Source organism: Pseudomonas sp. IAC-BECa141 (assembly GCF_020544405.1).
GTDB lineage: Bacteria > Pseudomonadota > Gammaproteobacteria > Pseudomonadales > Pseudomonadaceae > Aquipseudomonas.
On the sequence record NZ_CP065410.1, the window covers coordinates 5,547,501 to 5,562,810 of the forward strand.

The following is a 15,310-nucleotide window of genomic DNA, read 5'->3' on the forward strand; positions in this document are numbered from 1 at the left end:
ATAGACATCTAAAATTCGCCGTCAACCCCTTATTTCAACTTTACTCAGATTTCAGCGTAATCCGTGCAAAAGCTTTCTTGCCCGCCTGACAAACGTGCGTCGCACCCAGTACGTATATAAAGGAACGATCAACCACCTCGCCATCTACACGCACACCACCGGAAGCCAGCAGATCACGAGCAGCCGCCGAGTTCTTCACCAGACCCGCCTTATTAAGAACAGCAGCAATCGGCATATCCTCAACCGCAGTCAACTCGACCTCTGGCAGATCATCCGGCAGCTCGCCATCCTTCATACGGTTACCCGCACCACGGTGAGCATTGGCTGCAGCCTCTTCACCATGGAAGCGCGCAACAATCTCTTCAGCCAGCTTGATCTTGATATCACGCGGATTAGCACCCGCTTCAACATCGGCGCGGAAAGCGTTTATCTCATCCATCGAACGGAAGCTGAGCAATTCGAAGTAGCGCCACATCAACGCATCGGGAATCGAAACCAGCTTGCTGTACATGACACCCGGTGCTTCCTGGATACCGACGTAGTTGCCCAGCGACTTGGACATCTTCTTCACGCCATCCAGACCTTCAAGCAATGGCATCGTCAGAATGCACTGCGCTTCCTGCCCATAACCACGCTGCAGCTCACGCCCCATCAGCAGGTTGAACTTCTGATCGGTACCACCCAGCTCAACGTCAGCGCGCAATGCTACAGAGTCATAACCCTGAACCAGCGGATAGAGGAATTCATGAATGGCGATCGGCTGGTTGGTGGTGTAGCGCTTGTCAAAGTCATCACGCTCGAGCATACGAGCGACGGTGTATTGCGAAGTCAGACGAATAAAGTCCGCAGGCCCCATCTGATCCATCCAGGTGGAGTTGAACGCGACTTCGGTTTTCGCCGGATCAAGAATCTTGAACACCTGAGTCTTGTAGGTCTCGGCGTTTTCCAGAACCTGCTCACGGGTCAACGGAGGACGCGTGGCGCTCTTGCCGCTCGGGTCACCAATCATCCCGGTGAAATCACCAATAAGGAAGATCACCTGATGCCCCAATTCCTGGAACTGGCGCAGCTTATTAATAAGCACAGTGTGACCAAGGTGCAGATCAGGCGCAGTTGGATCGAAGCCGGCCTTGATTCGCAGCGGCTGGCCACGCTTGAGCTTTTCGATAAGCTCGGACTCGACCAACAGTTCTTCCGCACCACGTTTAATCAGCGCTAGCTGCTCTTCAACCGACTTCATAACAGACCCGCAAGGCTCAGATTCAAAGGGAACCAACCATACAAGATCGCGCACCAAATACAAGTTTTGCCCGGCGCACGGACGTCAATCCACAGACAGGGCGTCCGTAGACTTGCTTCAGAGATGATTTGGTTATATTTTATACAGTTATTTCATCTTCATCATGTCATTCATCTTTTCCAATTCATCTTTTTCAAAGTCAAATTACTTATGACCACTGAACCGTCTAAAGCGCCACCGCTTTACCCGAAGACCCACCTGCTCGCCGCAAGTGGGATCGCCGCCCTTCTCAGTCTGGCGCTCCTGGTGTTTCCATCCAGTGATGTCGAAGCCAAAAAGACAACGCTGAGCCTTGAACTGGAAAGTCCTGCTGAACAACTGACACAAGATCAAGACGCTGCCGACGCAGTCCAAGCCACAAATGAGTCCGTAGCTTCCCCTTTCGCTCAGATCGAAAACAGCGCCGAAGAGACGCAGGAAACGGCTCAGGCCGCACCTGCGCCTACGCCGGCCGTCGAAGAAAAGAAGGCTCCAAATCACAGGGAAGTGCTCGTTTCCAAGGGCGATACGCTTTCTACACTGTTCGAGAAAGTCGGCCTTCCGGCCGCGACCGTTCATGAAGTGCTGGCCAGCGATAAACAAGCCAAGCAATTCAGTCAGCTCAAACATGGCCAGAAACTCGAATTCGAATTGAATCCACAGGGCCAACTGACCAACCTGCACACCAAGGTCAGCGACGTTGAAACCATCACCCTGACCAAGAACGACAAGGGTTATGTATTCAACCGCGTTACTGCCAAACCGACTGTCCGCACTGCTTATGTACACGGCGTGATCAACAGCTCGCTGTCGCAGTCCGCCGCCCGCGCAGGTCTGTCCCACAGCCTGACCATGGACATGGCCAGTGTCTTTGGCTACGACGTCGATTTCGCCCAGGATATCCGCCAGGGCGATGAGTTCGATGTGATCTATGAACAGAAAGTGGTCAACGGCAAAGCTGTTGGCAACGGTCCGATCCTGTCCGCCCGCTTCACCAACCGCGGCAAGACTTACACTGCGGTGCGTTACACCAACAAACAGGGCAACAGCAGCTACTACACGGCCGACGGCAACAGCATGCGCAAGGCGTTCATCCGCACACCGGTAGATTTCGCCCGCATCAGCTCGAAATTTTCCATGGGTCGCAAACACCCGATCCTCAACAAGATCCGCGCTCACAAAGGCGTTGACTACGCCGCGCCGCGCGGTACACCAATCAAGGCTGCCGGTGACGGCAAAGTGCTGCTGGCCGGCCGTCGCGGCGGTTACGGCAACACCGTGATCATCCAGCATGGAAACACGTACCGTACGCTGTATGGCCACATGCAGGGTTTCGCCAAGGGCGTGAAGACCGGCGGGACTGTCAAACAAGGCCAGGTGATCGGTTACATCGGCACCACTGGCCTGTCCACCGGTCCGCATCTGCACTATGAGTTCCAGGTCAACGGTGTTCACGTCGATCCATTGGGCCAGAAGCTGCCGATGGCCGACCCGATCGCCAAATCCGAACGCGCTCGCTTCCTGGCGCAGAGCCAGCCATTGATGGCTCGCATGGACCAGGAAAAGGCCACCATGCTGGCTTCGAGCAAACGTTAAGTCATGGCTCTGTATATCGGCGTGATGTCCGGCACCAGTCTCGACGGGCTGGACATCGCCCTGATCGAGCAATCCTCGGCGATCAACCTGGTCGCCACACACTACATACCCATGCCTGACACCCTGCGCGCCGAGCTGCTTGGCTTGTGCGCCAGCGGCCCTGACGAAATTGCCCGCTCGGCAATTGCCCAGCAAAACTGGGTGAAGCTCGCCGCGCAAGGGATCCATACTCTCCTTGAAAAGCAACAGCTCAAGCCTGAAGCCATTCGCGCGATCGGCAGCCACGGCCAGACCATTCGCCACGAACCTGCACGCGGCTTCACTGTGCAGATCGGCAACCCTGCCCTGCTGACCGAGCTGACCGGCATCACCGTCGTCAGCGACTTCCGTAGCCGCGATGTAGCCGCCGGCGGCCAAGGCGCTCCGCTGGTTCCTGCCTTTCATGAAGCGTTGTTCGAAGAGCGTACCGGTAACCGCGCAGTCCTGAATGTCGGCGGTTTCAGCAATCTCAGTCTGATCGAGCCGAACAAGCCTGTAGCCGGTTTCGACTGCGGGCCGGGGAATGTGCTGATGGATGCCTGGATTCATCAGCAACGGGGCGAGAACTACGACTGTAACGGGCAGTGGGCAGCCAGCGGCAAGGTCGAACCGACCCTGCTGAAAGCCCTGCTCAGCGATCCGTTTTTCGTGACCCAAGGCCCGAAGAGCACCGGCCGCGAAGTTTTCAACCTGCCATGGCTGGAGCAGCAACTGTCGCGCCTGCCAGGTTTCGCAGCCGAAAACGTACAGGCAACACTGCTCGAACTGACGGCGCTGACCATCGTCGAATCGCTGCAAAGCGCTCAATCGAATACCGAAGAGCTCCTGGTTTGTGGGGGCGGCGCCCACAACGCCACACTGATGAATCGCCTGGCCGGGCTGCTACCGAACGCCAAAGTCGCCAGCACATCGACCCACGGCGTCGATCCGGACTGGGTCGAGGCCATGGCCTTCGCCTGGCTGGCCCACTGCTGTCTGGAAGGGATCGCCGGCAATCGCCCGAGCGTTACCGGTGCCAAAGGCCTTCGCGTACTCGGCGCCATCTACCCCAACTGACAAAACCCAGACAACAAAACGCCGCAGAACCGTGAGGCTCTGCGGCGTTTTATTGTGTAGGGTGAAACGCTATCAGATCGAGAACGAGGAGCCGCAACCACAAGTAGTGGTGGCATTCGGGTTCTTGATCACGAAACGCGAACCTTCCAGACCTTCCTGGTAATCCACCTCGGCACCCGCCAGGTACTGGAAGCTCATCGGATCGACTACCAGACTGACGCCTTCGCGCTCGACAATGGTATCGTCCTCGGCCACATCTTCATCGAAGGTGAAGCCGTACTGAAACCCTGAACAACCGCCGCCCGTAACGAATACGCGCAGCTTCAAGCGATCATTCCCCTCTTCATCGACCAGGCTCTTCACCTTGTGCGCGGCACCTTGAGTGAATTGCAAAGCCGTGGGGGTGAAGGATTCGACGCTCATGCTGACTATCTCCCGGCGTTACGCCGCCATAATGCGTGATGACGCGCATTATCCGCTTGTCCTAGAAAATCGGTCAACTATTGTTACGGTATATCAATAAACCTGATCAACCGATCAGAATGCAAAAAGGCCCGTCAAACGGGCCTTTTTACCGAGCAAGATCAGCTGTTACGGCAGCATGCCCGCGTGGGACAGACCCAGACGCTCATCCAGCCCGAACAGGATGTTCATGTTCTGCACTGCCTGACCCGACGCACCCTTGACCAGATTGTCGATCACGGAAAGCACCACCACCAGATCGCCATCCTGCGGACGATGAACCGCAATTCGGCAGACATTGGCGCCACGCACGCTGCGGGTTTCCGGGTGGCTACCAGCCGGCATCACGTCGACGAACGGCTCATTGGCATAACGCTTTTCGAACAACGCCTGCAGATCCACCGAACGATCCACCACGGTCGCGTAGAGCGTGGAGTGAATGCCACGGATCATCGGAGTCAGGTGCGGCACAAAGGTCAGACCGACATCCTTGCCTGCGGCACGACGCAGTCCCTGGCGAATTTCCGGCAGGTGGCGGTGACCTTTCACCGCATAAGCCTTCATGCTTTCCGACGTCTCGGAGTACAGCGAGCCTACGGCAGCACCGCGACCGGCACCGCTGACGCCAGACTTGCAGTCGGCGATCAGGTGCGAAGCGTCGGCAATGCCCGCCTCAAGCAACGGCAGGAAACCCAGCTGCGTCGCGGTCGGATAGCAACCCGGCACGGCAATCAGACGCGCCTTCCTGATTTGCTCGCGATTGACTTCCGGCAAGCCGTAAACCGCCTCGTCCAGCAACTCCGGCGCGCCGTGCGGCTGGCCGTACCACTTGGCCCACTCATCGGCGTCCTGCAGACGGAAGTCTGCCGACAGGTCGATGACCTTGGTGCCGGCCGCCAGCAACTCGCCGGCCAGTGCATGGGCAACGCCGTGCGGAGTGGCGAAGAACACCACGTCGCAAGCGCCCAGGGTCTTGATGTCCGGCACGCTGAATGCCAGACCGTCATAGTGACCGCGCAGGTTCGGGTACATATCAGCCACGGCCAGACCGGCCTCGGATCGGGAAGTGATTACCACCACTTCTGCCTGCGGATGCTGTGCCAACAGACGCAGCAATTCGACACCGGTGTAACCCGTGCCGCCGACGATACCGACCTTGACCATAAACCTGCCCTCAACGAACCCACTGGAAAGCCGTCGATAATAGGGGCCGCGCGCCCCTGCGACAACCGCCAAGGTGACGTGCGGACGCTCAAGCCTCTACTATCCGGCCTACCGTGAATTGGGGAATAACCAAAAATGCTCTATCTATGGATCAAAGCGCTTCATATCGTCAGCATCGTGTGCTGGTTTGCCGGCCTCTTCTATCTTCCGCGACTGTTCGTTTATCACGCGCAAAGTGAAGACACGATCAGCAAGGAACGCTTCAGCATCATGGAGCGCAAGCTGTATCGCGGCATCATGGGCCCGGCAATGATCGCCGCGCTGATCTTCGGCGGCTGGCTGATCTACCTGAACCCGGGCATCTTCAGCAGCGGTGGCTGGATCCACGCCAAACTGACCCTGGTCGTGCTGTTGATTGGTTACCACCACATGTGCGGCGCGCAGGTAAAACGTTTTGCCCGTGGCGAGAACACCCGCAGCCATGTCTTTTATCGCTGGTTCAATGAAGTGCCGGTTCTGATATTGCTGGCTATCGTAATTCTGGTCGTGGTCAAGCCGTTCTAACTTCAACAAATACAACTTTCCGGGGTACTTCCGATGTCGCTGCCCACTCTGCTCGAACAACGTCTGCGTCTGCCTGTGGTGGCAGCGCCGATGTTCCTGATCTCCAATCCTGAACTGGTGCTGGCTTGTTGCCGCAACGGCGTGGTTGGCAGCTTCCCGGCGCTGAACCAACGCGAAAGCAGCGGGTTCAAGGCCTGGCTGGAGCAGATCGAAGCGGGACTGGCGACACTCGAGAACCCGGCGCCTTATGCCGTGAATCTGATTGTTCACAAGAGCAATCCACGCCTGGAGGCGGATCTGAACATCTGCGTCGAGCACAAGGTACCTATCGTCATCACCAGCCTCGGCGCGGTGAAGGAAGTGGTAGACGCCGTGCACAGTTACGGCGGCCTGGTCTTCCATGACGTGACGACCCGCCGCCACGCAGAAAAAGCCGCCGAGGCCGGTGTGGATGGTTTGATCGCCGTCGCAGCCGGCGCCGGTGGGCACGCCGGCACCTGGAGCCCGTTCTCGCTGATCGCCGAGATCCGCGAGTTCTTCGACAAGACTCTGTTGCTTGCAGGATGTTTGAACCATGGGCATGAGATTCTCGCCGCACAACTGCTCGGCGCGGATCTGGCCTACCTCGGCACGCGATTTATCGGCACCACTGAAAGTCATGCGCCTGACGCCTACAAGAAGATGCTGCTGACTGCCAAAGCAGCCGACATCATTCATACTCCTGCCGTGTCCGGTGTTCCGGCCAGTTTCATGCGCCAAAGCCTGGAGGCCGCCGGTTTCGACATGGCAGCCCTGCAAGGCAAGGGTGAAGTTAATTTCGGCGACAAGCTCAAGCCGATCAACGACGAAGCCAAGGCCTGGAAAACCGTGTGGTCAGCGGGCCAGGGCGTAGGGCAGATCGATGATCTGCCAGGCGTGGATCAACTGGTGACGCGTCTCGATGCTGAATACCGCCAGGCCCTGGAGCACGCAGCGCAACTGCCGAAACGCTGGCCGCGCTGAATGAAACCCGGCCGGTCGCTGCCTGACCGGCCTCACACTGACTGCCCCCCTTCAATTTATCTCGCGACAAGGATGCCTCGGCCATGAGCGAACCCCGTTACAAGATCGTTTTCGACGGCGCGCTCCAGCCTGGCGTCGACATCACCACGGCCAAGCTCAACCTGGCCAATCTGTTCAAAAGCGATGTCGCCGCCATCGAGCGCCTGTTCAATGGCCGCACCGTCGCGCTCAAGCGTGATCTTTCGCATAGCGATGCGCAGACTTATCTGCAAGCGCTGAGCAAGACCGGGATCGATGCCCGGATCGAAGCGGAAACGCCCATCGAACTGAATCTGTCGGATGTCCACGAGCAAAGCGCTGCCGTCGCGGAGCCTGATTCGCCTTATGCGCCCCCTCGCGCCGCCGTCGGCGAAAACCTGCCGGCATTTGCGCCGCTGAAGCCGTTCGGTGCTGAAGGCAGGATCGGCCGCTTGCGTTATCTGGCATGGTCGATGGTGTTGAGCCTGGTAACCCTGCCAATCGTCAGCGTGTTCGCGCTGATCGGCCTGGGCCTGGTCAGCGCCGACTCGACGACCGGCCTGATCATCGGCGGTCTCCTCGCCTTCTTCCTGTTTCTGGCCTTCGCGATCATTGGCATCCTGTTCAGCATTCAGCGCTTGCACGATATCGGCTGGTCGGGATGGCTGTGGCTGCTGACCCTGGTTCCATTCGTGGGCAGTTTCTTCCCGCTGGTGATCATGGTCGTGCCGGGCAATACCGGCGCCAACCGCTATGGCCCGCCGCCGCCGCCGAACAGCACGGCAGTCAAAGTGCTGTGTTCGCTGTGGATCGTGTTTATCGGGTTGTTCTTTGTGGGTGGCATGCTGGGCGGGATCACTGCCATCCAGCAGGAATATGAAAGCAGCCTTGAAAGCAGCTACGAGAGCGGTTCGGTGAACACCGATGAAATCGATGTCGAAGTCGAGCCCGCCGCGAATTCGGCAGACGATGCAGCCGAAGCCGCCCTCGCCCCTGTAGACTCTGCGAAAGAATGAACAACGCTCCCCGCCGTGACACCTGCGTCCACGGCGCGGCGCTGTTGCGATGGAGATTTGCATGACCCGTTACGCTCTGATCACCGGCGCCTCCAGCGGCATCGGCCTGGCCATGGCCGAAGCCCTGGCGCGCCGTGGCCGCAGCCTGATTCTGGTGGCCCGACAGCGTGATCAGCTGGAAAGCATCGCGATTGAACTGACTCAACGCTTCGGCGTGGAAGTGCTGTTCCGCGCCTGTGATCTCGGTGAGCCGCTGCGCCTGTCCGGTTTTCTGCTGGAGCTCGAAGAAGGCGACCGGCAGATCGATCTATTGGTCAACTGTGCCGGCATCGGTACTTGCGGCCCGTTCCTTGCCCAGGACTGGATGACCGAACAGGACCTGATCGAAGTGAACATCCTCGCCCTTACCCGCCTCTGCCATGCCATCGGCAACAGCATGGCGTTGCAGGGCGGCGGGCAGATTCTCAATGTCGCGTCGGTGGCGGCTTTCAACCCCGGGCCGTGGATGAGCACCTACTACGCCAGCAAGGCGTATGTCCTGCACTTCTCGGAAGCACTTCGAGTGGAACTGAAGAAATGCGCGGTCAAGGTGTCGGTTCTCTGCCCCGGCCCGACTCGCACCGCGTTCTTCAGCACGGCACAACTGAACAACGACAAGCTCAACGCCAGCAAATTGCTGATGAGTCCCGAGGAAGTCGCGCTGTATACCGTGCGCGCCCTGGAGAAAAACCGCGCGATCATCATTCCCGGACGCCGAAACCGCTGGTTCGCCTTTCTGCCCCGGCTCGGTTCGCGCTGGCTCAATCGCACAATTGTCGGCATGGTCAACAAGGCTTACTGCCCGCGCTGAAGGGCCGGCAGGCAAATGACTGGGCGCGGTGTGCCCTCGTGGGTACACTCAGTCCAGCTCAAACAACGGAGAAAACAGCTGTGGATACTCTGTTCACCAAGATCATCAACCGGGAAATCCCGGCGAAGATCATCTACGAGGACGACCAGGTTCTGGCGTTCCACGACATCGCCCCACAGGCACCGGTGCATTTTCTGGTGATCCCGAAGAAACCGGTGCGCACCCTCAACGACCTGACCGAAGACGACAAGGCACTGGCCGGGCACATCCTGTTTACCGCTCAGCGTCTGGCGCTGGAGCTGGGTTGCGAGGAAGGCTTCCGGGTGGTGATGAACTGCAATGAAATGGGCGGGCAGACTGTCTACCACATTCACATGCACGTACTCGGTCAACGCCAGATGAACTGGCCTCCGGGCTGATTGAACCCAAAGATCGGTGGGAGCGCCCTGCTCCCACGTGACCCAGCGCAAACCTTCCCCGGCCGATTCAGTTAAACTGGCCGCCGAGATTCCTCCCGGAGGTCAGCATGACTACCCAACGTCACTACTCGCCCATTGATCGTCTTCTGCTGCAAGCCGATGCCGCGATGCGTACCTTGCTGCCATTCAGCGGCCAGCCGTACCGTCCGTCGCCGGCAATCGTGCAGCCCGATGTGCAGATGAGCGATGAAGACACCCGCCACGTCGCCGGCCTGATGCGCATCAACCACACCGGTGAAGTCTGCGCCCAGGCGCTGTATCAGGGCCAGGCCCTGACCGCCAAGTTGCCGCAGGTGCGCGAGGCCATGGAGCATGCGGCTGAAGAAGAGATCGATCATCTGGTCTGGTGCGAACAGCGCATTCACCAGTTGGGCAGCCACACCAGCGTGCTCAATCCGCTGTTCTATGGCATGTCGTTCGGCATCGGCGCAGTCGCCGGGTTGATCAGCGACAAGGTCAGCCTCGGATTTGTCGCCGCCACCGAGCATCAAGTCTGCAAACATCTGAACGAGCATCTTGAGCAACTGCCGGCCGAGGACGAAAAATCCCGGGCGATTCTGGAGCAGATGCGTATAGATGAAGAACATCATGCGGAGAGTGCACTGGAGGCCGGTGGTTTCCGTTTCCCGGCGCCGGTGAAGTTCGGCATGAGCCTGCTGGCCAAAGTGATGACCAAGAGCACTTACCGGATCTGAAAAACGCCCACAAAAAAGGCGACTGCCGCAAAGCAGTCGCCTTTTTTTGTGCCCGGATTTCTTAGCTCGGCATATTGCGCGCGTAGAAGATTTCCAGCATTTCGTGTTTCACACGCTCGGTCACCTGAGCGCGTTGCTCGGAAGACAGGTTGCTGGTGGCATCACCGAACAGGTAGTTATCCAGTTCGAAGTTCTTCAGCAGCATTTTGGTGTGGAACAGGTTTTCCTGATACACGTTCACGTCGGTCATCTGGTACGCGTCGCGGGTGTCTTCGGAGAGGTAGTTCTGGATCGAGTTGATCTCGTGGTCGATGAAATGCTTGTTGCCTTCAACGTCACGGGTGAAGCCGCGCACACGGTAATCCACGGTCACGATGTCCGAATCGAACTGGTGAATGAGGAAATTGAGTGCTTTGAGCGGTGAAATGACACCACAGGTCGACACGTCGATGTCCACACGGAAAGTCGCGATACCGGCGTCCGGATGGATTTCAGGGTAGGTGTGCACCGTGATGTGGCTCTTGTCGAGGTGGGCCAGGATGATTTCGGGCAACGGGCCCGGGGACTCTTCGATCTGGCTTTCGGTCGGGGTCACCGGCTCTTCCGAGATCAGAATCGTGACGCTGGCACCCTGAGGCTCATAGTTCTGACTCGCAATGTTCAGAATGTTGGCACCAATGATTTCGACAACTTCCGTGAGGATCTGCGTCAGGCGTTCGGCGTTGTACTCTTGATTGATGTACTCGACGTAAGCCTGCTGGTCTTGCGGGGTTTCCGCGTAGCAGATGTCATAGATGTTGAAGCTCAAGGTCTTTGTCAGGTTATTGAACCCGTGGAGCTTGAGTTTGCTTTTCACCGTTAAAAACTCTCTATGTATGCGGCACGGCCGCGTGATCAAGCATGCCCGTCAAGTGCGAACAACGCACCTGCGTAGGACGGTTAACACCTCTTCGCGATGGCGATTTTGGTTATCTGTTCAGGCGGATGACCCGTCGGTTGACTGATCACTGCCCTGAAAAAAGTGGCGCATTATGCAGACGTCAGCGGGGGATCGCCAGAGTCTGCACTGCTTTTATGATAGTTGAGTGTCGGCTCAGCCGAGTTCGACGATTTCGTAGTCGTGGGTGATCGCTACACCGGCCGCGCCGAGCATGATCGAGGCCGAGCAATACTTCTCGGCAGACAGTTCGATAGCGCGCTTGACCTGGGCTTCTTTCAGACCACGCCCCTTGACCACAAAGTGCATGTGGATCTTGGTGAACACTTTCGGATCTTCGGTCGCGCGCTCGGCTTCCAGAAAGGCCTCGCAGCTTTCAACGGCCTGACGGGACTTCTTCAGAATGCTGACCACGTCGAAATTACTGCAACCGCCGACACCCAGCAGGAGCATTTCCATCGGGCGGACACCCAGGTTACGACCACCGGCGTCCGGCGGACCGTCCATGACCACGACATGACCGCTGCCGGATTCGCCGAGGAACATGGCTTCGCCAGCCCATTGGATGCGTGCCTTCATCGCCAAGACTCCACTGTAGAAAAAAGGGTCGCCAGCTTAGCACAGGGCCCTGCCCGGACAGCGAGCAGGTTCCTAGGACAAATGCACCTTTGACGTAGGTGATTTCTCGAAATTTCGACGAAGTGTCTGGTAAGCTGGCGCCAATTCGCTGGCGCCCTAGCCAGACTGTGGAGCGACCGCCTCAGCGCCTCATATAAAAACCAAATATAACCGTGCAGTCTTTTCGGGATACAACCATGGTTGGTATTACCCCCACACCCAAAATCAAGAACCTCGACAAGTTGCTGATGCATTGCCAGCGCCGACGTCATGCGGCCAAGAGCAACATCATCTGCGCCGGGGATCGCTCCGACACGCTGTACTTCATCATCCGCGGCTCGGTCACGATCCTGATCGAGGATGACGACGGCCGCGAGATGATCATCGCGTACCTGAACGCCGGGGACTTCTTCGGTGAGCTGGGCCTGTTCGAAGAAGCCGGCCAGGAACAACAGCGCAGCGCCTGGGTGCGGGCCAAGGTTGAATGCGAAGTCGCGGAAATCAGCTACGCCAAGTTCCGCGAACTGTCGCAACAGGATCCAGACATTCTTTACGTCCTCAGCGGACAAATCGCACAACGCCTGCGTAATACCACGCGCAAGGTCGGCGACCTGGCGTTCTTCGACGTCACCGGCCGTGTCGCTCGCTGTTTGCTCGAGCTGTGCAAACAACCGGACGCCATGACCCACCCCGACGGCATGCAGATCAAGGTGACCCGTCAGGAAATCGGCCGGATTGTCGGTTGCTCGCGAGAGATGGTCGGTCGCGTGCTCAAGGATCTTGAGGAGCGCAACCTGGTGGATGTGAAAGGCAAGACCATGGTGGTCTTCGGCACTCGCTGAGTTCCAAAGCTCAGCCGGCGTAGATCTGCGCCAGCATCAAACGAAAGAGTTCATCGAGACGTGCCAAGGCATGGGGCGCGGGGAATTTTTCATGCAGAGCGATGTGGCTGGCGGCACGTACCCGATGCTCCAGACCACACGCTTCGTTGAAGCGGTTGACCGCCGCGACCATCGACTCACGCTCGTCATCCACCAGCATCGCACCGTGAACCAACCCCACCGGACGCTGACCGCCCTGACTCTGACGCCAGCGCTGGGCGGTGCCGACCATCTTGCGACCGTCGAGATTGACGTTGAAGCGCCCATCGCAGAACGCCCCGTCGATTTCACCCAACGACGAAGTGCCACCCAACTCATCCAGCAACTCGCAGATCGGGTCGCACAACCGCCGATAACCGGTTTCGATGCGGTTCAGATCGCCTTCGCTGCGAGGCGGCGCATAGACCAGTGCAATGTTGATGGTGGAAGCCGATTGCGGAACAGGTTCGCCGCCGGTTTCACGCAACAGCACCGGCCAACCGGCAGCAGCGGAGACTTCGCAGGCGTGATCGAATCCGGGCAAGCGATTCAAACGGCGCGGCATGACCAAAGCACGGTCGCTGGGTTGCCAAAAAAGCAGACCAGATTCGGCATCACCAGCGCAGACCGAGGCCAGAAGATCCTGTTCGGCTTGCAGGCCGGCTTCGATGGTCAGGGAGGTGGGGATCATAAGGTTTCCATAGGACGCTGAGTCTGAGGTGAATCTTATGCCGCCTTCGCGGGCAAGCCCGCTCCATCAAGGGCCGGGCGCCTGCGAAGACTCGATCAGTCGAGGGTCGAACCGCTCACCGGGACGCCGCGTTCCGGGAAGAACAGACGCTGCAGTTCGATGCCCGGGCTTTCGGCGCGCATGAACGCTTCGCCGACCAGGAACGCGTAAACATCGCTGATTTCCATCAGTTCGACATCGGCACGATTGAGGATCCCGCTCTCGGTGACCACCAGCCGATCGCGCGGAATGCGTGGCAGCAGGTCGAGGGTGGTTTCCAGACTGACATCAAAGGTGTGCAGATTGCGGTTGTTGACCCCGACCAGTGGCGTGTCGAGGGTTTTCAACGCGCGCTCCAGCTCGTCGCCGTCGTGCACTTCCACCAACACGTCGAGGCCGACGTCTTTGGCGACTGACGCCAGTTCAGCCATTTTCACGTCATCCAGCGCAGCGACGATCAACAGCACGCAATCGGCGCCAAGGGCACGGGCTTCGACGATCTGATACGGATCGATCATGAAGTCCTTGCGGATCACCGGCAGCGAGCACGCGGCGCGGGCCTGTTGCAGGTAAACATCGGCGCCCTGGAAGTAGTCGATATCGGTCAGCACCGACAGGCAGGTCGCCCCGCCCTTCTCGTAACTTTTGGCGATGTCGGCGGGAACGAAGTCCTCGCGGATCACGCCCTTGCTCGGCGATGCCTTCTTGATTTCGGCAATCACTGCCGGTTGTTTCTTCTTGGCCTGCGCCAGCAATGCCTGGGCAAAACCACGGGGTGCATCGGCCGCCTTGGCCAGACTTTCCAGCTCGCTCAGGCTCACACGGGCGCTACGCTCGGCGACTTCCTGAACCTTGCGGGCCAGAATGTTTTCCAGAACCGTCGGTACACTCATCCCTCATTCTCCACTTTGAATACCGCGGTAAAGGCACCCAACTCCTCGAGTTTTTCCCGAGCAAGACCGGTGTGCAGAGCGTCGTGGGCCAGAGCCACGCCCTCTTTCAGACTTGTCGCCAGATCGGCTGCATACAGCGCCGCACCGGCATTGAGCACGATCATTTCGGCAGCCTTCTGACCGTTCTCGGTCTTGCGCTTGCCCAGTGCATCGCGGATCAGCGCCAGCGAGGCTTCCGGGCCTTCGACCGACAGACCGTGCAGGCTCTGGCTCTTCATGCCCAGATCTTCCGGTTCGACCCAATATTCGGTGATTTGATCGTCCTTCAACTCGGCAACAAAGGTGGGTGCCGCCAGACTGAATTCGTCCAGACCATCCTTCGAATGCACCACCAGCACGTGTTTACTGCCAAGACGCTGCAAGACTTCAGCCAACGGCCGGCACAGCGCAGGCGTGAACACGCCCACCACCTGATGTTTCACACCGGCCGGATTCGTAAGCGGGCCGAGCATGTTGAACAAGGTACGCAGGCCGAGATCGCGACGCGGGCCGGCAGCGTACTTCATGGCTTTGTGGTGAGTCTGGGCAAACATGAAACCGATGCCGACGTTGTCGATACAGCGCGCCACCTGAACCGGGGTCAGGTTGAGGTAGATGCCGGCGGCCTCCAGCAGATCGGCGCTGCCGCTCTTGCCCGACACTGCACGGTTACCGTGTTTGGCCACGGTGCAACCCGCCGCGGCGACCACAAAGGACGATGCGGTCGACACGTTGAAAATGTTCGCGCCGTCACCGCCGGTGCCGACCACGTCGACCACGCGGTCGAGAGTCTGGAGTTCGACCTTGTCCGCCAGCTCGCGCATCACCGACACAGCGCCGACGATTTCGTCGATGCTTTCGCTCTTCATGCGCATGGCCATCATGAACGCGCCGATCTGCGCGTCCGTGCATTGGCCGGTCATGATTTCGCGCATCACGTCGCGCATTTCCTCGGTGCTGAGGTCGAGGTGATCGACGATACGGCTCAGGGCTGTCTTGATATTCATGGAAAG

Annotated in this window: 17 protein-coding genes; 9 read left to right on the plus strand and 8 right to left on the minus strand. The window is 58.6% G+C overall.

The window, feature by feature from the left end:
- Positions 1 to 40: 40 nt before the first annotated feature.
- Positions 41 to 1,240 (minus strand): tyrosine--tRNA ligase, encoded by a 1,200-nt coding sequence (gene tyrS, locus I5961_RS25500; protein WP_227233693.1) that lies wholly within the window; start codon positions 1,238 to 1,240, stop codon positions 41 to 43.
- A 210-nt stretch (positions 1,241 to 1,450) separates the two neighbouring features.
- Between tyrS and I5961_RS25505 the strand changes: the two genes are divergently transcribed.
- Positions 1,451 to 2,875 (plus strand): peptidoglycan DD-metalloendopeptidase family protein, encoded by a 1,425-nt coding sequence (locus I5961_RS25505; RefSeq protein ID WP_227233694.1) that lies wholly within the window; start codon positions 1,451 to 1,453, stop codon positions 2,873 to 2,875.
- A 3-nt stretch (positions 2,876 to 2,878) separates the two neighbouring features.
- On the plus strand, positions 2,879 to 3,970 hold the full coding sequence (locus tag I5961_RS25510) for an anhydro-N-acetylmuramic acid kinase (RefSeq protein ID WP_085705408.1): 1,092 nt from the start codon (positions 2,879 to 2,881) through the stop codon (positions 3,968 to 3,970).
- Positions 3,971 to 4,042: 72 nt separating this feature from the next.
- Here I5961_RS25510 and erpA read toward each other — a convergent pair whose 3' ends face one another.
- Positions 4,043 to 4,393, minus strand: a complete 351-nt coding sequence (gene erpA / locus I5961_RS25515) for an iron-sulfur cluster insertion protein ErpA (RefSeq protein ID WP_003228776.1) — start codon at positions 4,391 to 4,393, stop codon at positions 4,043 to 4,045.
- 168 nt (positions 4,394 to 4,561) lie between these two features.
- Positions 4,562 to 5,596: an N-acetyl-gamma-glutamyl-phosphate reductase gene (argC, locus tag I5961_RS25520; protein WP_011336183.1), complete on the minus strand. Its 1,035-nt coding sequence runs from the start codon at positions 5,594 to 5,596 to the stop codon at positions 4,562 to 4,564.
- 135 nt (positions 5,597 to 5,731) lie between these two features.
- On the opposite strand from argC, the gene hemJ reads away from it, so the two are divergent.
- From hemJ to coq7, 6 genes are all read left to right on the plus strand, one after another.
- A complete protein-coding gene (gene hemJ / locus I5961_RS25525) occupies positions 5,732 to 6,160 on the plus strand; it encodes a protoporphyrinogen oxidase HemJ (protein WP_085688426.1) in 429 nt (142 codons plus the stop codon).
- A gap of 33 nt (positions 6,161 to 6,193) precedes the next feature.
- Positions 6,194 to 7,162, plus strand: coding sequence for an NAD(P)H-dependent flavin oxidoreductase (locus I5961_RS25530; protein ID WP_085705406.1), 969 nt, complete (start codon positions 6,194 to 6,196; stop codon positions 7,160 to 7,162).
- A gap of 83 nt (positions 7,163 to 7,245) precedes the next feature.
- The gene (locus tag I5961_RS25535) at positions 7,246 to 8,196 is read left to right on the plus strand and encodes a DUF805 domain-containing protein (protein WP_085697696.1); all 951 of its coding nucleotides are present in this window, start codon (positions 7,246 to 7,248) and stop codon (positions 8,194 to 8,196) included.
- A 61-nt stretch (positions 8,197 to 8,257) separates the two neighbouring features.
- Entirely contained in the window at positions 8,258 to 9,046 is a 789-nt protein-coding gene (locus tag I5961_RS25540) for an SDR family NAD(P)-dependent oxidoreductase (protein ID WP_085697697.1), read from the plus strand.
- An 80-nt stretch (positions 9,047 to 9,126) separates the two neighbouring features.
- A complete protein-coding gene (locus I5961_RS25545) occupies positions 9,127 to 9,465 on the plus strand; it encodes a histidine triad nucleotide-binding protein (RefSeq protein ID WP_007956318.1) in 339 nt (112 codons plus the stop codon).
- A gap of 107 nt (positions 9,466 to 9,572) precedes the next feature.
- Positions 9,573 to 10,220, plus strand: a complete 648-nt coding sequence (coq7, locus tag I5961_RS25550; RefSeq protein WP_007956317.1) for a 2-polyprenyl-3-methyl-6-methoxy-1,4-benzoquinone monooxygenase — start codon at positions 9,573 to 9,575, stop codon at positions 10,218 to 10,220.
- Positions 10,221 to 10,281: 61 nt separating this feature from the next.
- On the opposite strand, the gene speD is transcribed toward coq7, so the two are convergent.
- Entirely contained in the window at positions 10,282 to 11,076 is a 795-nt protein-coding gene (speD, locus tag I5961_RS25555) for an adenosylmethionine decarboxylase (RefSeq protein WP_007956315.1), read from the minus strand.
- A gap of 237 nt (positions 11,077 to 11,313) precedes the next feature.
- Positions 11,314 to 11,736 carry an OsmC family protein gene (locus tag I5961_RS25560; RefSeq protein ID WP_003228794.1) on the minus strand — a complete coding sequence of 141 codons (423 nt, stop codon included), beginning with the start codon at positions 11,734 to 11,736 and terminating at the stop codon, positions 11,314 to 11,316.
- A gap of 236 nt (positions 11,737 to 11,972) precedes the next feature.
- Here I5961_RS25560 and crp point away from each other — a divergent pair, with 236 nt between their 5' ends.
- The gene (gene crp / locus I5961_RS25565) at positions 11,973 to 12,617 is read left to right on the plus strand and encodes a cAMP-activated global transcriptional regulator CRP (RefSeq protein ID WP_011336190.1); all 645 of its coding nucleotides are present in this window, start codon (positions 11,973 to 11,975) and stop codon (positions 12,615 to 12,617) included.
- Between the two features lie 10 nt (positions 12,618 to 12,627).
- Here the strand turns inward: crp and I5961_RS25570 are convergent, their stop codons facing one another.
- From I5961_RS25570 to trpD, 3 genes are all read right to left on the minus strand, one after another.
- Complete coding sequence (locus tag I5961_RS25570) at positions 12,628 to 13,326, minus strand: biotin/lipoate A/B protein ligase family protein (RefSeq protein ID WP_085697698.1); 699 nt, start codon at positions 13,324 to 13,326, stop codon at positions 12,628 to 12,630.
- Between the two features lie 95 nt (positions 13,327 to 13,421).
- Positions 13,422 to 14,258 carry an indole-3-glycerol phosphate synthase TrpC gene (gene trpC / locus I5961_RS25575; protein ID WP_085697699.1) on the minus strand — a complete coding sequence of 279 codons (837 nt, stop codon included), beginning with the start codon at positions 14,256 to 14,258 and terminating at the stop codon, positions 13,422 to 13,424.
- Positions 14,255 to 15,304 carry an anthranilate phosphoribosyltransferase gene (trpD, locus tag I5961_RS25580; RefSeq protein WP_085697700.1) on the minus strand — a complete coding sequence of 350 codons (1,050 nt, stop codon included), beginning with the start codon at positions 15,302 to 15,304 and terminating at the stop codon, positions 14,255 to 14,257. Before trpD ends, trpC begins: the two co-directional genes overlap by 4 nt.
- Between the last annotated feature and the right edge of the window lie 6 nt (positions 15,305 to 15,310).

Bases quoted from the DNA above. Each gene is read 5' to 3' on its own strand.
- tyrS (WP_227233693.1), bottom strand. From the start codon at position 1,240: ATGAAGTCGGTTGAAGAGCAGCTAGCGCTGATTAAACGTGGTGCGGAA.
- I5961_RS25505 (WP_227233694.1), top strand. From the start codon at position 1,451: ATGACCACTGAACCGTCTAAAGCGCCACCGCTTTACCCGAAGACCCAC.
- I5961_RS25510 (WP_085705408.1), top strand. From the start codon at position 2,879: ATGGCTCTGTATATCGGCGTGATGTCCGGCACCAGTCTCGACGGGCTG.
- erpA (WP_003228776.1), bottom strand. From the start codon at position 4,393: ATGAGCGTCGAATCCTTCACCCCCACGGCTTTGCAATTCACTCAAGGT.
- argC (WP_011336183.1), bottom strand. From the start codon at position 5,596: ATGGTCAAGGTCGGTATCGTCGGCGGCACGGGTTACACCGGTGTCGAA.
- hemJ (WP_085688426.1), top strand. From the start codon at position 5,732: ATGCTCTATCTATGGATCAAAGCGCTTCATATCGTCAGCATCGTGTGC.
- I5961_RS25530 (WP_085705406.1), top strand. From the start codon at position 6,194: ATGTCGCTGCCCACTCTGCTCGAACAACGTCTGCGTCTGCCTGTGGTG.
- I5961_RS25535 (WP_085697696.1), top strand. From the start codon at position 7,246: ATGAGCGAACCCCGTTACAAGATCGTTTTCGACGGCGCGCTCCAGCCT.
- I5961_RS25540 (WP_085697697.1), top strand. From the start codon at position 8,258: ATGACCCGTTACGCTCTGATCACCGGCGCCTCCAGCGGCATCGGCCTG.
- coq7 (WP_007956317.1), top strand. From the start codon at position 9,573: ATGACTACCCAACGTCACTACTCGCCCATTGATCGTCTTCTGCTGCAA.
- I5961_RS25560 (WP_003228794.1), bottom strand. From the start codon at position 11,736: ATGAAGGCACGCATCCAATGGGCTGGCGAAGCCATGTTCCTCGGCGAA.
- crp (WP_011336190.1), top strand. From the start codon at position 11,973: ATGGTTGGTATTACCCCCACACCCAAAATCAAGAACCTCGACAAGTTG.
- I5961_RS25570 (WP_085697698.1), bottom strand. From the start codon at position 13,326: ATGATCCCCACCTCCCTGACCATCGAAGCCGGCCTGCAAGCCGAACAG.
- trpC (WP_085697699.1), bottom strand. From the start codon at position 14,258: ATGAGTGTACCGACGGTTCTGGAAAACATTCTGGCCCGCAAGGTTCAG.
- trpD (WP_085697700.1), bottom strand. From the start codon at position 15,304: ATGAATATCAAGACAGCCCTGAGCCGTATCGTCGATCACCTCGACCTC.